The organism is Peribacillus saganii (assembly GCF_003429095.1).
Classification (GTDB): Bacteria; Bacillota; Bacilli; order Bacillales; family DSM-1321; genus Peribacillus; species Peribacillus saganii.
This window is the reverse complement of the sequence record NZ_QVTE01000066.1, coordinates 14,987-28,977: the sequence shown is the minus strand read 5'-3', so window position 1 is coordinate 28,977 and position 13,991 is coordinate 14,987. Positions and strand designations below refer to the sequence as shown.

Annotated in this window: 12 protein-coding genes; all 12 read right to left on the bottom strand. The window is 44.8% G+C overall.

What is annotated here, in order from left to right; translation table 11 throughout:
- Positions 1–59: 59 nt before the first annotated feature.
- A complete protein-coding gene (gene pyrE, locus D0469_RS19860) occupies positions 60–692 on the bottom strand; it encodes an orotate phosphoribosyltransferase (protein ID WP_117328458.1) in 633 nt (210 codons plus the stop codon).
- Positions 689–1,405 (bottom strand): orotidine-5'-phosphate decarboxylase, encoded by a 717-nt coding sequence (gene pyrF, locus D0469_RS19855; RefSeq protein ID WP_117328457.1) that lies wholly within the window; start codon positions 1,403–1,405, stop codon positions 689–691. Before pyrF ends, pyrE begins: the two co-directional genes overlap by 4 nt.
- Positions 1,377–2,318, bottom strand: a complete 942-nt coding sequence (locus tag D0469_RS19850; protein ID WP_117328456.1) for a dihydroorotate dehydrogenase — start codon at positions 2,316–2,318, stop codon at positions 1,377–1,379. The genes pyrF and D0469_RS19850 overlap by 29 nt, the downstream gene beginning before the upstream one ends.
- The gene (locus D0469_RS19845; RefSeq protein ID WP_117328455.1) at positions 2,315–3,094 is read right to left on the bottom strand and encodes a dihydroorotate dehydrogenase electron transfer subunit; all 780 of its coding nucleotides are present in this window, start codon (positions 3,092–3,094) and stop codon (positions 2,315–2,317) included. The genes D0469_RS19850 and D0469_RS19845 overlap by 4 nt, the downstream gene beginning before the upstream one ends.
- Positions 3,091–6,318 (bottom strand): carbamoyl-phosphate synthase large subunit, encoded by a 3,228-nt coding sequence (gene carB, locus D0469_RS19840; RefSeq protein ID WP_117328454.1) that lies wholly within the window; start codon positions 6,316–6,318, stop codon positions 3,091–3,093. The genes D0469_RS19845 and carB overlap by 4 nt, the downstream gene beginning before the upstream one ends.
- Positions 6,297–7,403, bottom strand: coding sequence for a carbamoyl phosphate synthase small subunit (locus tag D0469_RS19835; protein ID WP_117328453.1), 1,107 nt, complete (start codon positions 7,401–7,403; stop codon positions 6,297–6,299). Before D0469_RS19835 ends, carB begins: the two co-directional genes overlap by 22 nt.
- Positions 7,400–8,686, bottom strand: a complete 1,287-nt coding sequence (locus D0469_RS19830; protein WP_117328452.1) for a dihydroorotase — start codon at positions 8,684–8,686, stop codon at positions 7,400–7,402. Before D0469_RS19830 ends, D0469_RS19835 begins: the two co-directional genes overlap by 4 nt.
- Complete coding sequence (locus D0469_RS19825; protein WP_117328451.1) at positions 8,649–9,584, bottom strand: aspartate carbamoyltransferase catalytic subunit; 936 nt, start codon at positions 9,582–9,584, stop codon at positions 8,649–8,651. Before D0469_RS19825 ends, D0469_RS19830 begins: the two co-directional genes overlap by 38 nt.
- Before the next feature lie 229 nt (positions 9,585–9,813).
- Positions 9,814–11,145, bottom strand: coding sequence for a solute carrier family 23 protein (locus D0469_RS19820; RefSeq protein WP_117328450.1), 1,332 nt, complete (start codon positions 11,143–11,145; stop codon positions 9,814–9,816).
- Positions 11,146–11,393: 248 nt separating this feature from the next.
- Positions 11,394–11,936, bottom strand: a complete 543-nt coding sequence (pyrR, locus tag D0469_RS19815) for a bifunctional pyr operon transcriptional regulator/uracil phosphoribosyltransferase PyrR (protein WP_117328449.1) — start codon at positions 11,934–11,936, stop codon at positions 11,394–11,396.
- A 370-nt stretch (positions 11,937–12,306) separates the two neighbouring features.
- Positions 12,307–13,221: an RluA family pseudouridine synthase gene (locus D0469_RS19810; RefSeq protein WP_117328448.1), complete on the bottom strand. Its 915-nt coding sequence runs from the start codon at positions 13,219–13,221 to the stop codon at positions 12,307–12,309.
- A complete protein-coding gene (gene lspA / locus D0469_RS19805; protein ID WP_117328447.1) occupies positions 13,214–13,687 on the bottom strand; it encodes a signal peptidase II in 474 nt (157 codons plus the stop codon). The genes D0469_RS19810 and lspA overlap by 8 nt, the downstream gene beginning before the upstream one ends.
- Positions 13,688–13,991: the final 304 nt, after the last annotated feature.

Genomic DNA, 13,991 nt, shown 5'->3' with positions numbered 1-13,991 from the left:
TGGCTCAGTTTGTATACTTTTTTAAGTTGTCTCAAACATAATCCTCAAATCCGCTGAGCTTATCCTTCCAGCCATTCTGTGCCGGCCGGGTTTTCCCGCCACGTTTCAAGCTTTTTCATATCTTTTCCTTCAATATAATCTTGATCTTTTGCAACATTGATTAAAGTAGAATAATCGCTTAATGCGTAAGCAGGGATCCCTGCTTGGGCAAATTGCTGCTCAGCTTTTTCCATTCCGTATGTAAAAATTGAAGCTACCCCTAATACATTGCAGCCCGCTTCACGAAGCGCCTTAACAGCAGTAATCGAACTCCCGCCAGTAGAAATCAAATCTTCAATAACTACGACATTTTGTCCGGTTTTCACCTGACCTTCAATCTGGTTACCCTTTCCGTGTCCTTTTGCACTGGAGCGGACATAACACATAGGGAGATTCATCAAGTCACTCACCCAGGCAGCATGAGGAATTCCAGCTGTTGCTGTCCCTGCAATTATTTCTGTGTCAGGGAACTTCTCTTCTATCAGAACTTGAAGGCCTTTTGCAATCTCCTTACGTAATTCCGGATAAGAAAGGGTCAGTCTGTTATCGCAATAAATGGGAGATTTTATTCCCGAAGACCAAGTAAAAGGGTTATTCGGCTGCAAATATACAGCTTTTATTTCTAATAATTTTCCAGCAAGATAGTCTTTCAAATTTGCACACCCTCCCAGGCATTTCGAATTGTATGATAGACATCAACAGGATCAGCTGCCTTAGTAATGGATCTTCCTACGACAATATAATCAGAACCAAGCTGACGGGCTAACTCTGGTGTAGCGATCCTCTGCTGGTCATGGCTATCGTCTGTCAATAGCCGGATCCCAGGTGTGACTGCAAGAAAGCCGGAACCGTTGTACTGATGAATTACGGGAGCTTCCAGCGGTGAGCAAACAACACCGTCAAGCCCCGCAGCTTTTGCAAGTTTTGCATATTGGAGAACCGAGTTATCAATGCTTCCCGGAATCAACTGCTCCTTATTCATCTGTTCGTTCGTGGTACTCGTCAGCTGCGTAACGGCAATGCAGAGCGGGCGCTGTGCTCCGGCCTCTGTTCCTGCATCAAGGCCCTCAATCGCTGCATACATCATCTTTGTTCCGCCGGCTGCATGGACATTTACGATATCAACGCCTAGAGAAGCCAAACCTTTCATAGCCTGTTTTACGGTGTTTGGAATATCATGGAGCTTTAAATCAAGAAAGACTTGGTGACCCATACTTTTTATTTTTGAAAGGATAGCCGGCCCATTTTGGTAAAATAGCTCCATGCCTACTTTAACGAACAGCTTTTCTTCCTTAAAGAAACTCAGGAAGTTAATTGTTTCCTCCTGATTAGGAAAATCAAGCGCGATGATTAGCGATTGCTTCATTTTGTTTCCAGCTCCTTCCGATACATTCTGAAATGTGAGCAGCACCTATCTTTTGAAGAAGTCCAGGAAGCTCGTCTATGATTTTCGGACATACAAATGGGTCTACAAAATTAGCTGTACCCACAGCGACAGCACTGGCACCCGCATAGATAAACTCCATAGCATCCTCTGCCGTTGAAATTCCCCCCATCCCAATAATCGGGATGGATATGTGCTGGTTGACTTCATACACCATCCTTAAAGCAACCGGTTTGATTGCAGGGCCGGATAAACCTCCTGTTGTATTGGCAAGAACCGGCTTGCCAGTACGAAGATCAATTCTCATCCCGAGCAGCGTATTAATCATCGTTATCCCGTCAGCGCCGCCCGATTCCACTGCTTTGGCTATTTCAACGATGCTGGAAACGTTAGGAGAAAGCTTCACATAAACAGGAACATCTGATACCTGCTTTACTTTTCTTGTGACTTCCCTGGCTACTTCAGGAATAGTGCCAAATGCAATTCCGCCTTCCTTCACATTTGGGCAGGATATATTCAGTTCCAGTGCATGGACATTTGGCGCCTTGCTGATTTCCCTGGCTACATGCACATAATCTTCTTCACATGAACCTGCTACATTAGCGATGATTGGTACATCAAACTGCTCCAGCCAAGTAAGCTCTTCTTCGAGAACTTTCTCCAGTCCAGGGTTTTGCAGTCCAATTGCATTCAGCATACCCGCAGACGTTTCAGCGACCCTTGGAGTCGGATTGCCAAAACGCGGTTCAGCGGTAGTCGCTTTAATCATGATAGCTCCAAGGCTGCTCAAATCATAAAATTGGCTGTATTCACGACCGAATCCAAAACATCCTGATGCTGGCATGATTGGGTTTTTCAAGTCTAGCCCAGGCAGATTAATAGATAATGTATTCATAGTACTACCTCCCCAGCAGGAAATACCGGTCCATCGCTGCATACTTTGCGGTAACTTTTCCCGCCAGCTCCCTCTGCAGCATGGCAGACACACGCGAAGCAAGCCCCAATTCCGCAGCCCATTCGCTCCTCAAGAGAAAGAAAGACATCGCGGCCCTGAAATTTGTCTTGCACAGCCTTTAGCATTGGAGTTGGACCGCAGGAATAAATAGCGGCAAAATTATCCCTCAGATTATCGATTACATCGGTGACAAGGCCTTTTGTGCCATAGGAACCGTCAACAGTTGCGATGTGAGTCTCCCCAAGCAGGCTGAATTGCTGTTCATAGAACATGGCATTCTTCGTTTGAAAGCCTAACACATGAATTACCCGGACACCCTTTTCTGTCAGCTTTCTGGAAAGCTCAAAAAGTGGAGGAACACCAATCCCGCCCCCTATCAAAAGAGCCGTTTCGCCTTCTGCAGCCGCCTCTACCGGAAAACCATTTCCAAGCGGGCCCAGTACATCGACCTTTTGCTTTTCTTTTTTTGCCGAAAGCAGGGCTGTTCCCCTGCCTTCAGCTCGGTATATCATCGTAAATTGCTTTTTTTCATTATCAATGGAAGAGATGCTGATCGGCCTTCTAAGCAGCGGTTCATAGCCATCCCCTGTTTTGAGGTGCACAAATTGCCCCGGCTGCTTCATTTCGGAAACCAGCTCGCCCTGTAAAGTCAATTCATAGATTGATTCGGCGATTTGTTTTTGGCTGACAATCATCAGCTGCTCGTTTTTGATCATATAATTGTCACCTCAGGGTTCTTTACTGATTCATTCTCCACTGTTTTTTTCATTGGTTCGGCTGAGAAAGTCATAGACTCAAGAACCTTAAGTATCGCATCTGCAGTATCAAGGGAAGTCAAGCAAGGGATGCCATTTTCGACAGCCTCTCTTCTAATCCGGAATCCGTCCCTTTCAGGCTGCTTTCCTTTTGTAAGTGTGTTAATAATCAGCTGTGCTTCGCCGGTCCTAATAACATCAAGAAGTGTATGGCCTTCACCTCCGATTTTGTCTGTTTCCCCTACCGGTATCCCTGCTTCTTTTATTGCAGAAGCAGTACCGCTCGTGGCAATCAATCGGTAGCCGATACTATGAAATCTTTTTGCAAGATTCAAAGCCTCTTGTTTATCCTTGTCAGCCACCGTCAGAAGCACAGAACCATGCTCTCTAATTTTCATACCGGAGGCCAATAAGCCTTTATATAATGCCTTTTCCATTGTGCTGTCTTTTCCCATAACCTCACCGGTGGATTTCATTTCAGGCCCAAGCGTTATATCGACCCTTCTCAGCTTGGCAAAAGAAAACACAGGCACCTTTACATAAACTCCCTGTTTATCAGGCACAAGCCCGCTGTCATAACCCATAGATGCCAGCGATTGCCCCAGAATCACTTTCGTAGCAATATTGGCCATCGGCACATTCGTGATTTTGCTTAAAAATGGCACCGTCCGGCTGGAGCGCGGATTCACTTCAAGAACAAATACCTCACCCTTGCTGACAACATACTGAATATTTAACAGGCCGATAATATTGAGCCCTTTGGCAAGACGGGTTGTATATTCAACAATCTTATTTTTTATTTCAATACTGATGCTCTGCGGAGGATAAACAGCAATTGAATCTCCGGAGTGAACTCCGGCCCGCTCGATATGCTCCATAATTCCAGGAATCACTACATCTTTCCCATCGGAAATCGCATCAACTTCGATTTCCTTTCCATATAAATAGCGGTCAACTAATACTGGATGTTCCGGATTTACATTCACGGCATTTTTCATATAATGAAGCAGTTCTTCCTGCTTATAGACAATTTCCATTGCCCGGCCGCCAAGTACATAGGAAGGCCGGACAAGCAAAGGGTAGCCGATTTCCTCAGCAATCAACACGGCTTCTTTCACGGATACTGCCGTTTTTCCAAGTGGCTGCGGAATGTCAAGCTCTGTTAAAGCATGCTCAAATTTATCCCGGTTTTCAGCTCTGTCCACATCCTCAAGTGATGTTCCAAGTATCTTCACGCCCCGATCTACTAATGCATCAGCAAGATTGATTGCTGTTTGTCCCCCAAACTGGACGACTGCACCAATCGGCTTTTCAAGATCAATAATGCTCATAACATCCTCGATAGTTAGCGGTTCAAAATAAAGCTTGTCTGAGATGCTGAAATCAGTAGAAACTGTCTCCGGATTATTATTGATAATGATTGCTTCATAACCCGCTTCGCGAATCGCCCAGACGGAATGGACAGTCGCATAGTCGAACTCAACGCCCTGGCCAATCCTGATCGGTCCTGAACCAAGGACTACGACGCTTTTCCTGTCACTGACAACTGATTCATTCTCATCCTCATACGAACCGTAAAAATAAGGTGTTTCAGATTCAAATTCCGCTGCGCATGTATCAACCATTTTATAAACCGGGATAATACCCTTTTCCTTGCGCCATTCATACACAGTCTTTTCATTTGTATTCCAGAGCGCAGCCACGGTCCGATCACTGAAGCCCATCCTTTTTGCTTTTTCGCCCGCTTCCTTGTCATAAGGGTTTTCCCGCAGCACTTGTTCAAATGCAACGATTTTATGGAATTTATGCAGGAAGAAAAGGTCGATCGCACTCCACTCGTGAAGCAGTTCAATCGTTACTCCTCTTCTTAAAGCCTCCCCAATGTAAAATAAACGCTCGTCTCCGGCTTTGCGGATTCTTTTTTCAATCAGTTCATCGCTTATCCGGTCAGCATCCTTCAATTCAAGATGGAAAAAGCCAGCTTCTAGTGAACGGACCGCCTTCAAGATGGATTCTTCAAAGGTACGGCCGATTGCCATAACTTCACCGGTAGCCTTCATTTGAGTACCAAGCCTGCGGTTGGCTGACTCAAATTTATCAAATGGCCAGCGCGGAATTTTGGAAACTACATAATCCAGCGCTGGTTCAAAGCTTGCATATGTTTTTCCCGTAACAGGATTCATCATTTCATCAAGCGTCAGGCCAACTGCAATTTTCGCAGCTAGTTTTGCAATCGGATAGCCTGTTGCTTTGGAAGCAAGCGCTGATGATCTGCTGACACGCGGGTTTACTTCAATGACGTAATACTGGAAGCTGTATGGGTCAAGTGCAAGCTGGACGTTGCAGCCGCCTTCAATTTTAAGCGCCCTGATGATTTTTAATGAGGTATTCCGCAGAAGCTGGTATTCCCGGTCGCTCAGCGTCTGGCTAGGTGCAACGACGATAGAATCACCTGTATGGACCCCCACTGGATCGATGTTTTCCATATTGCAGACAACAATTGCATTATCGTTGGAGTCGCGCATTACTTCGTATTCAATTTCTTTCATTCCGGCAATGCTTTTTTCTAGCAAGCACTGGTTTACCGGACTGTGCTTCAGTCCGCCTGTTACGATTTCCAGCAGTTCAGCTTCGTCCGAACAAATGCCGCCTCCCGTTCCGCCGAGTGTAAAAGCAGGGCGGACAATTACAGGGTAGCCTACTCGTTCCACAAACCGGAGCGCTTCTTCTGTGGTATGGACAATATCGCTGTCAGGTACCGGTTCGCCAAGCTTGTTCATTAAGGTACGGAATAAATCCCTGTCTTCTGCCTGTTCGATCGCGGAAAGCTTTGTTCCCAAAATTTCAACGCCGCATTCTTCCAATACACCAGATTTAGATAATTCAACTGCCATGTTCAGTCCTGTCTGTCCGCCAAGCGTTGGAAGCATGGCATCCGGGCGTTCCTTGCGGATAATTTTGCTCACAAATTCCAAAGTCAGCGGTTCAATATACACTGCGTCGGCAATTTCTGTATCTGTCATGATTGTCGCAGGATTGGAGTTTACGAGAATTACCCTGTAGCCTTCTTCACGCAATGCTATACAAGCCTGTGTGCCTGCATAGTCAAATTCTGCTGCCTGGCCGATTACAATTGGGCCAGAACCAATAACTAGGATGCTTTTTATATCTGTGCGTTTAGGCATAATTTTTCCCCTTCCTTATTAACAGCTTCAATCATATTCATGAATTCATCGAATAAGTAATTGGCATCTTCTGGTCCCGGTGATGATTCCGGGTGGTACTGGACAGTAAAGGCCGGATATTCTGTGTGTGCCAAGCCTTCGACAGTGCCATCGTTTAATGCTATATGAGTTACTTTGAGATTTGTATGTTTAAGTGAATCCGTTTGAACTGTGTAGCCATGGTTCTGGGAAGTCAAAGCAATTTTGCCAGTTTCCAAGTCTTTCACCGGATGATTGGAACCTCGGTGGCCAAATTTCATTTTTTCTGTATCCGCTCCATTAGCAAGGGCAAACAGCTGATGTCCCAGGCAGATTCCAAACAAAGGCACTTTTCCCTGAACTCCTTTTATCATTTCGATTGCTTCTTTAACATCCTTTGGGTCTCCAGGGCCATTTGACAGCATGATGCCATCCGGAGACAGGCTCAGCACTTCTTCTGCCGTTACATTGTAAGGAACCACTACAATGTCACAATTGCGATTATTTAATTCCCTTAAAATTCCGTGCTTCATACCGAAATCAACTAGGACAACTCTGCTGCCGCGGCCTGGACTTGGGTAAGCCGTTTTGGTTGATACCCGTTTTACCTGGTCGGTTGGTGTAACTGTAGCTTTTAGCTGCTGAATTACTTCAGCCGCACTGTTTTCCATGCTGCATATTGAGCCCTTCAATGTCCCGTATTTGCGGATAATTCTTGTCAGCTTTCTCGTATCAATACCGCTGATTCCTGGGATATTTTTCTGTTTTAAATACTCATCGAGTGAGATCTGGCTTCTCCAGTTTGACGGATATTCCGCTGCTTCCTTCACTATTAATCCATGAACCGCAGGGATGATTGACTCAAAGTCATCGCGGTTGATGCCATAATTCCCTATCAAGGGGTATGTGAGGGTTACGATCTGTGCGCAGTAAGAAGGATCCGACATAATTTCCTGATAGCCAGTCATCCCGGTATTAAAAACAACTTCGCCAACTTTATCCACATTGCTGCCAAAACCTTCACCTGTAAATATTGTTCCATCCTCTAAGATGAGCTGTCTTTTCATAGGTTAACTGTCTCCTTTTTCCAGGCTATTTTACCTTCTGCGATCGTCATTGCCGGCCACCCAAAGCATGTAAGGCCGTGAAACGGTGTGTTTTTTCCCTTTGACACGAAGCTATTCTTGTCAATCGAACTCTCATTCTCTAAATCTATTAACACAATATCAGCGATACCGCCGGCTTTCAGTTCTCCAAAAGGAAGTCCAAAGCTCTCTGCAGGTTTTACTGTAAGAAAGTCAACTAGCTGCTTTAGCGTTATTTTGTTGGTACGGACAAAATTTGTGTACAGCAGCGGGAACGCGGTTTCTAGCCCAACAATACCAAAAGGGGCCATTTCCATTCCTTCTTCCTTTTCCTCTGCGGTATGCGGTGCATGGTCTGTCGCAATAAAATCGATCGTTCCATCTAATAGCCCTGCAATAAGTGCTTCTCTGTCCTCTTTGCCTCTTAATGGAGGGTTCATTTTATAATTGGTGTCCATTCCTGGAATGTCTTCATCACAAAGCAGCAGGTGATGCGGACTAACTTCGGCTGTTACGCGGATGCCTGCCCTTTTCGCATCCCTTACTACTCTGACAGATTCCTTCGTGCTAATATGGCACACATGGTAATGGCAGCCCGCTGCCTCGGCAAGAAGCACGTCCCTTGCGATATGTACAGATTCGCACACAGACGGAATTCCTCTTAGACCTTGGCTTAGTGAAAAAGTCCCTTCGTGTACAGCTCCTTTATTGATTAATGAATTGTCCTCACAATGGGCAACGATTGCAACATTCTGTGCAGCAGCTTGTTTCATGGCTTCTAGCATCAAGCCGGCCTCCTGTACGCCTACACCATCATCAGTGAAGGCAAAAGCCCCTGACTTTTTCATTGCGGCAAAATCCGTCAGCTCTCGGCCAAGCTGGCGCGTTGTAATTGATCCATATGGCAGCACTCTGACATGCCCTGTTTCTTCAATCCTATTAATAAGCCATTCTATTTGTTCCTTAGTATCTGGAACCGGACGGGTGTTGGGCATGGCTGCAATTGTTGTAAAACCGCCTTTCGCCGCTGCATAGGTACCCGTCTCGATCGTCTCCTTTTTCTCTCCGCCCGGTTCCCTTAAATGGACATGGAGATCGATCAAACCTGGTGCGACAAGCAGTCCGGAAGCATCAATTGTTTCATAATCGGCCCCCTCCATATTCTCTGTAATTTCGGAAATTATTTTCCCATCTATTTTAATATCTGCTTTCTTCAGATTGCCTTCCTCAGTTAGCAACGAACCATTTTTGATTATGAGCTTCATAAATGTTTCCTCCTTCAGCTTTTTCGAATGCTCTCTTTAAAACTGCCATTCTTACAAATACACCGTTCTCCATTTGTTTAAATATTCTCGAACGGTCGCATTCAACTAATTCACTATCTATTTCCATTCCCCGGTTTACAGGAGCGGGATGCATAATAATGGCCTTTGGCTTCATTGAACGCTCTCTTTCCTTCGTCATGCCAAAGCTTGACAGGTAATCACCATCCGGTGCAGAGGAATCTCCTGAATGCCTTTCATGCTGAATGCGCAGCAGCATAACTACATCTGCTGTTTTAATTGCACTATCAATATTTTCATAACTTCCAGACTCAAGGCTAAAATCCATCCATTCCTTTGGACCCGAGAATACGACTTCTGCTCCAAGTCTTGAAAGCGCATCTGCATTGGAACGGGCAACTCGGCTGTGCCTGATATCTCCGATAATTGCAATCTTTAATCGTCGCAAACTGCCAAATTCCTGCTGGATTGTTAATAAGTCCAAAAGTGATTGTGTCGGATGGTTTCCGCAGCCATCACCTGCGTTGATGACCGGGATGTTTAGCTTTCCTTTAAGTTCATCAAAGTACCTGTCTTGTTCATGGCGGATAACTAGGGCACCGACACCTATAGATTGCAGAGTCTTTGCTGTATCGTACAAAGTTTCTCCCTTTTGGACACTTGATGTTTCAGCATCAAAATGTATCACATCGAGTCCTAGTCTTCTTTCAGCAACTTCAAAGCTGCTTTTTGTTCTTGTGCTTGGTTCAAAAAAGAGGTTGGCTACAAAAAGCTTTTTTCCCGGTGCCCACTGCCTTCCCTCTGCAAAACTATGCGCATCTTTAAGAATTTCATTAATTTCGCGAACCTGCAGCTCATTCATTGTCAGTAAAGAATTCATAGGTATCGTTCCCTTCAATTTTTTCAGAAATTAAACAGTTATATTTTTCGAAAAAAAACACCCTATCCAAAAGAGAGGATAGGGTGTAATAGGGTAAAGTAGGGTAGCATAAGCTGAAGCTAGTTCCTGATATATACACTTATAGCAGGAACAGCTTTTCGCTTAGCCAAAAACCGTCTTCACTTCCAACACCCTTTTAAGCCTCTCTGGACTACCTTTTAAAAAGTGTTTAAGCCGCGTTTATTTTATTTTTTTTTTCCGTTTCGAACATATTACCGCTATTTTTTTCTCTTCCAGGAAGGATTATGTTTAACAATACTCCGATTAGAGCAGCAAGAGCCATTCCGGAAAGTGATACTCCATCTGAAAGCTTCACAAATGCTCCGCCGACTCCGATGACAAGAATTACAGAAGAAATGATTAAGTTTCTGTTGTTGCCAAAGTCTACTTTATTATCGATCAGCATCCGCAAGCCGCTTGAAGCAATGATTCCGAATAATAGGATCGAAATTCCTCCCATAACTGCAGAGGGGATTGAGCTGATCAGTGCTGAAATTTTTCCGATGAAACCAAAGCAGATTGCAGTCACAGCTGCTCCGCCGATAATATAGACGCTGAATGCTCTTGTAATTGCCATAACTCCGATATTTTCACCATAAGACGTCAATGGCGGCCCGCCGATAAGGGAACCAATCATAATCCCAACCCCGTCACCCATCACTGAACGGTGCAAGCCTGGTTTTTCAATAAAGTTCCTGCCAACTACTTTGCTTAAAACCATTTGGTGACCGATATGCTCAGCCAGTGTTACAATCGCAACCGGTATCATGATCAAGGCAACTTCCCAGGAAAAGACCGGAGTGTATGTTGCAAATGGGATCATGAATTCCGGCATCTGGAACCATGCAGCTTCCTTTACACCGCTCAAATCAACGATTCCAGCGAAGAAAGCAGCTGTATAACCCGTGATGATGCCGATAAGGATTGGAATCAGGCCAAGGAATCCCTTAAGAAACATAGAGCAGACGATTGTAACCCCAAGTGTAATTAAAGCAACTGTGATGTGGGTAGTGCTGTAAACAAGCTCTCCGGCAGGTGCTCCCGGATTTTCGTACATTGCCATGTTAACTGCCGTACCGGCAAGCCCAAGCCCGATTACAATGATAACCGGGCCAACAACAACTGGCGGCAAAATGTTCATTAGCCAGCCAAGGCCGATTTTTTTAATAACCAGCGCGACAGCTCCGTAAACAAGTCCGGCCAGGAAACAGCCGATCATAGCTGATTCCGGGCCGCCTAAAGCTTTTGCGGCAATGATTGGTGAGATAAAAGCAAAAGATGAACCAAGATAAGCAGGAATCTGCCCTTTTGTTACGAGTAAATAAGCAAGTGTTCCTAGTCCGCTTGAAATCAAGGCGATTCCTGGGCTCAAACCCACCAGGAAGGGTACAAGCACCGTTGCCCCAAACATTGCAAATAGGTGCTGAAGGCTTAATGTTATCCACTGCCCCGGTGACGGAACATCTCTTATGTCCAATACTACATCGCGTTTTTGTTCCATGATACATTCCTCCTAGTTCTTAAAAGCGCAAGCACCCTGGCAAATAGAGAACGGCTCGTCACTACCTGTGCGTCTGGGCTGGGCGCTGAAGCTAGATATCTGTACTAGTTAAGCAAGATACACTTTCTTATCTAAATAAGAAAACCCTCATTGTCAGAGGGAAAAGGAGGGCACCGTCGGCCTTTTGCCGCTCTCGTCTGCCTCCCCCTTGTCAGCCTCTCGGGACTGCTTGTTAAAAGGGTGGTTATTTACTTTTCTAAAATGCTTACTTGGTCTTCTGAGTCTATTTCAATCAGTGAAACTGATATTTTTTCGTGCAGAGAGGTTGGCACGTTCTTTCCAACATAATCAGCGCGAATCGGCAATTCCCGGTGTCCCCTGTCCACAAGTACCGCAAGCTGAATATGTGCCGGTCTTCCGATATCGACCAGAGCATCCAGAGCAGCCCTGACTGTCCTGCCGGTAAAAAGGACATCATCAACTAATATTACTTTCTTATTTGTTATATCTGCCGGGATGTCCGACCCTTTTACTAAAGGATCTCCGTCAGTCGTTTTCATGGAAAGGTCATCCCTGTATAGAGTGATATCAAGCTCTCCAACCTCAACCTTCTTGCCTTCAATCTGTTCGATTCTTTTGGCAAGCCTGTTCGCAAGGAAAATGCCTCTTGTCTTGATACCGACTATAACGCAGTTATCAATACCCTTATTTTTCTCAATTATTTCGTGGGCAATTCTTGTTAAAGCTCTTCTAATTGCCTGTTCATCCAAAACTACTGCTTTTTCAACCATTTGTTTCATCCTTTCTCATCCGGATCGAAACGGAATTTAGAAAAGCGCAAGCGCCCTGACAGAGCAACGTCGACTAAGTTCTGGTACGTCCTGTACCAAACGTCGACGCAGGCACTAGCACATCCTGTGCCTCGGGGGTGGGTGCTGGAGCTAGACATCTGTACTTGTTTAAAAAAATTATAACTTTTTTATTCAGAAAAAATCCTCCCGCCGCTCAGCAGGAGGATACAGATAGTCCTGAGCAGTTATGGGTCTGTTCAATACCCACAGCACTGCTGTCCATAAAAATCCGTTTCCTTCTCAGCCTCACGGGACTGTATTAAAGGTTCTTATTAAGCTAAACCCATCTTACAGAAAGATAGGCGGTTTGTCAACGCTTATGGCGAAGTTTGTCGAGCAGATCTTCAAACTCCTGCGGAAGGGGTGCCTCAAATTCCAAATATTCCTTCGTTCGAGGGTGGATAAAACCGAGCACCCCGGCATGGAGGGCCTGTCCGTCAATATCAAGAGTTTTTCTTGGACCGTATTTTGGATCTCCAGCAAGAGGAAAACCGATATATTTCATATGGACACGGATCTGATGTGTCCTCCCTGTTTCAAGCTGGCACTCCACAAAGGAAAAGTTTTCAAAACGTTCCAGCACCCGGAAGTGAGTAACCGCATTTTTAGCGTTTTCTTCTGTAACGGTCATGCTCTGGCGGTCTTTTTTATCCCGGCCGATTGGCGCGTCTATCGTACCGTAATCGTGTGGTATAACACCGTGGACGATAGCCCTGTATTTTCGGGTCACAGTTTTATCAACCAGCTGCTGTACAAGGCTTTCATGGGCCATATCGTTTTTAGCAACCATTAGTAATCCAGACGTATCCTTATCGATCCGATGGACAATTCCAGGCCGCATAACTCCATTTATGCCAGAAAGATCCTTACAGTGGGCCATTAAGCCATTTACAAGGGTTCCGGAAGTATGGCCAGGTGCCGGGTGGACAACCATTCCGCTGGGCTTGTTTACCACAAGTACGTCGCCGTCCTCGTAATAAATATCAAGATTCATTTCCTCCGCTTCTACATCCAGGTCTTCAGGTTCCGGTATTACAAGCTCAATTTCGTCTCCTGTGCTGCATTTATAGTTCGTTTTTACTGCTGAACTGTTTACAAGAACATGGCTTTCCTTGATCCATTGCTGAACCTGGGTTCTCGACCACTCTTCATTTAAGGTGGACAGCACTTTATCAATTCTAAGCCCGTTTTCCTCTTCAAGCACTCTATGCTGAAAATTACTCATTTGTTTTTTGCCCCTTCACCAATTTTTCTTCAAAAAGCATGTAAATAACAAGCATTGCTACCCCAATTGACAGTGCAGCATCCGCAATATTAAACACCGGAAAATTATAGCTGAATATATATGTATGGATAAAATCGACCACTTCTTTTCGGAAAACACGGTCAATAAAGTTCCCGATTGCCCCGCCAAGCATCAGGCCTAGAGAAATGCCAAGAAGCCAGTGCTGCTTTGCCATTTTCTGAATGTAATATATCAAACCGGCTACAACCACAACAGTTATGATATAAAAAAACCACATCTTACCTTCAAGGATTCCCCAAGCGGCACCACGGTTACGATGGGAAGTTATGTAAAAGAGATTTTCAACGACCGGGATGCTCTCCCCCAGCTCCATCTTTTTAACAATCAGCATCTTCGTGAATTGATCCAGAGCAATCACAATCAGAGCAATAAAATAATATAACACAAAGCTTCCCCCAACTCATACACTAATCTTTTCTTGAATTGTAGCATATTACATATTTTAATGCACAGCACACATTGCAAGTTTTCCATCCCGGCCTACATTCAGAAAATTAGAAAATAGAATAAATTGTGGCCGTCTTGAAAAAGCTGCCGCTTTAATTCGTGGGTATGAAACTTCCGCCATTGAATATTGTCGTAAAAAAAGTCGCTTTACGTTATGCTGACATTTAGTCCCCATCATTTATATATTTCTTAACAAAATAAAGGGAGCCGAGTTATAAAAGGCTCCCTTCGTCACTGCTAAA

Excerpts from the sequence above, each read along its gene's own strand:
- D0469_RS19835 (WP_117328453.1), bottom strand. The coding sequence starts at position 7,403 with ATGAAAAGACAGCTCATCTTAGAGGATGGAACAATATTTACAGGTGAA.
- D0469_RS19810 (WP_117328448.1), bottom strand. The coding sequence starts at position 13,221 with ATGAGTAATTTTCAGCATAGAGTGCTTGAAGAGGAAAACGGGCTTAGA.
- D0469_RS19845 (WP_117328455.1), bottom strand. The coding sequence starts at position 3,094 with ATGATCAAAAACGAGCAGCTGATGATTGTCAGCCAAAAACAAATCGCC.
- D0469_RS19820 (WP_117328450.1), bottom strand. The coding sequence starts at position 11,145 with ATGGAACAAAAACGCGATGTAGTATTGGACATAAGAGATGTTCCGTCA.
- pyrF (WP_117328457.1), bottom strand. The coding sequence starts at position 1,405 with ATGAAGCAATCGCTAATCATCGCGCTTGATTTTCCTAATCAGGAGGAA.
- carB (WP_117328454.1), bottom strand. The coding sequence starts at position 6,318 with ATGCCTAAACGCACAGATATAAAAAGCATCCTAGTTATTGGTTCTGGC.
- D0469_RS19830 (WP_117328452.1), bottom strand. The coding sequence starts at position 8,686 with ATGAAGCTCATAATCAAAAATGGTTCGTTGCTAACTGAGGAAGGCAAT.
- pyrR (WP_117328449.1), bottom strand. The coding sequence starts at position 11,936 with ATGGTTGAAAAAGCAGTAGTTTTGGATGAACAGGCAATTAGAAGAGCT.
- D0469_RS19825 (WP_117328451.1), bottom strand. The coding sequence starts at position 9,584 with ATGAATTCTTTACTGACAATGAATGAGCTGCAGGTTCGCGAAATTAAT.
- D0469_RS19850 (WP_117328456.1), bottom strand. The coding sequence starts at position 2,318 with ATGAATACATTATCTATTAATCTGCCTGGGCTAGACTTGAAAAACCCA.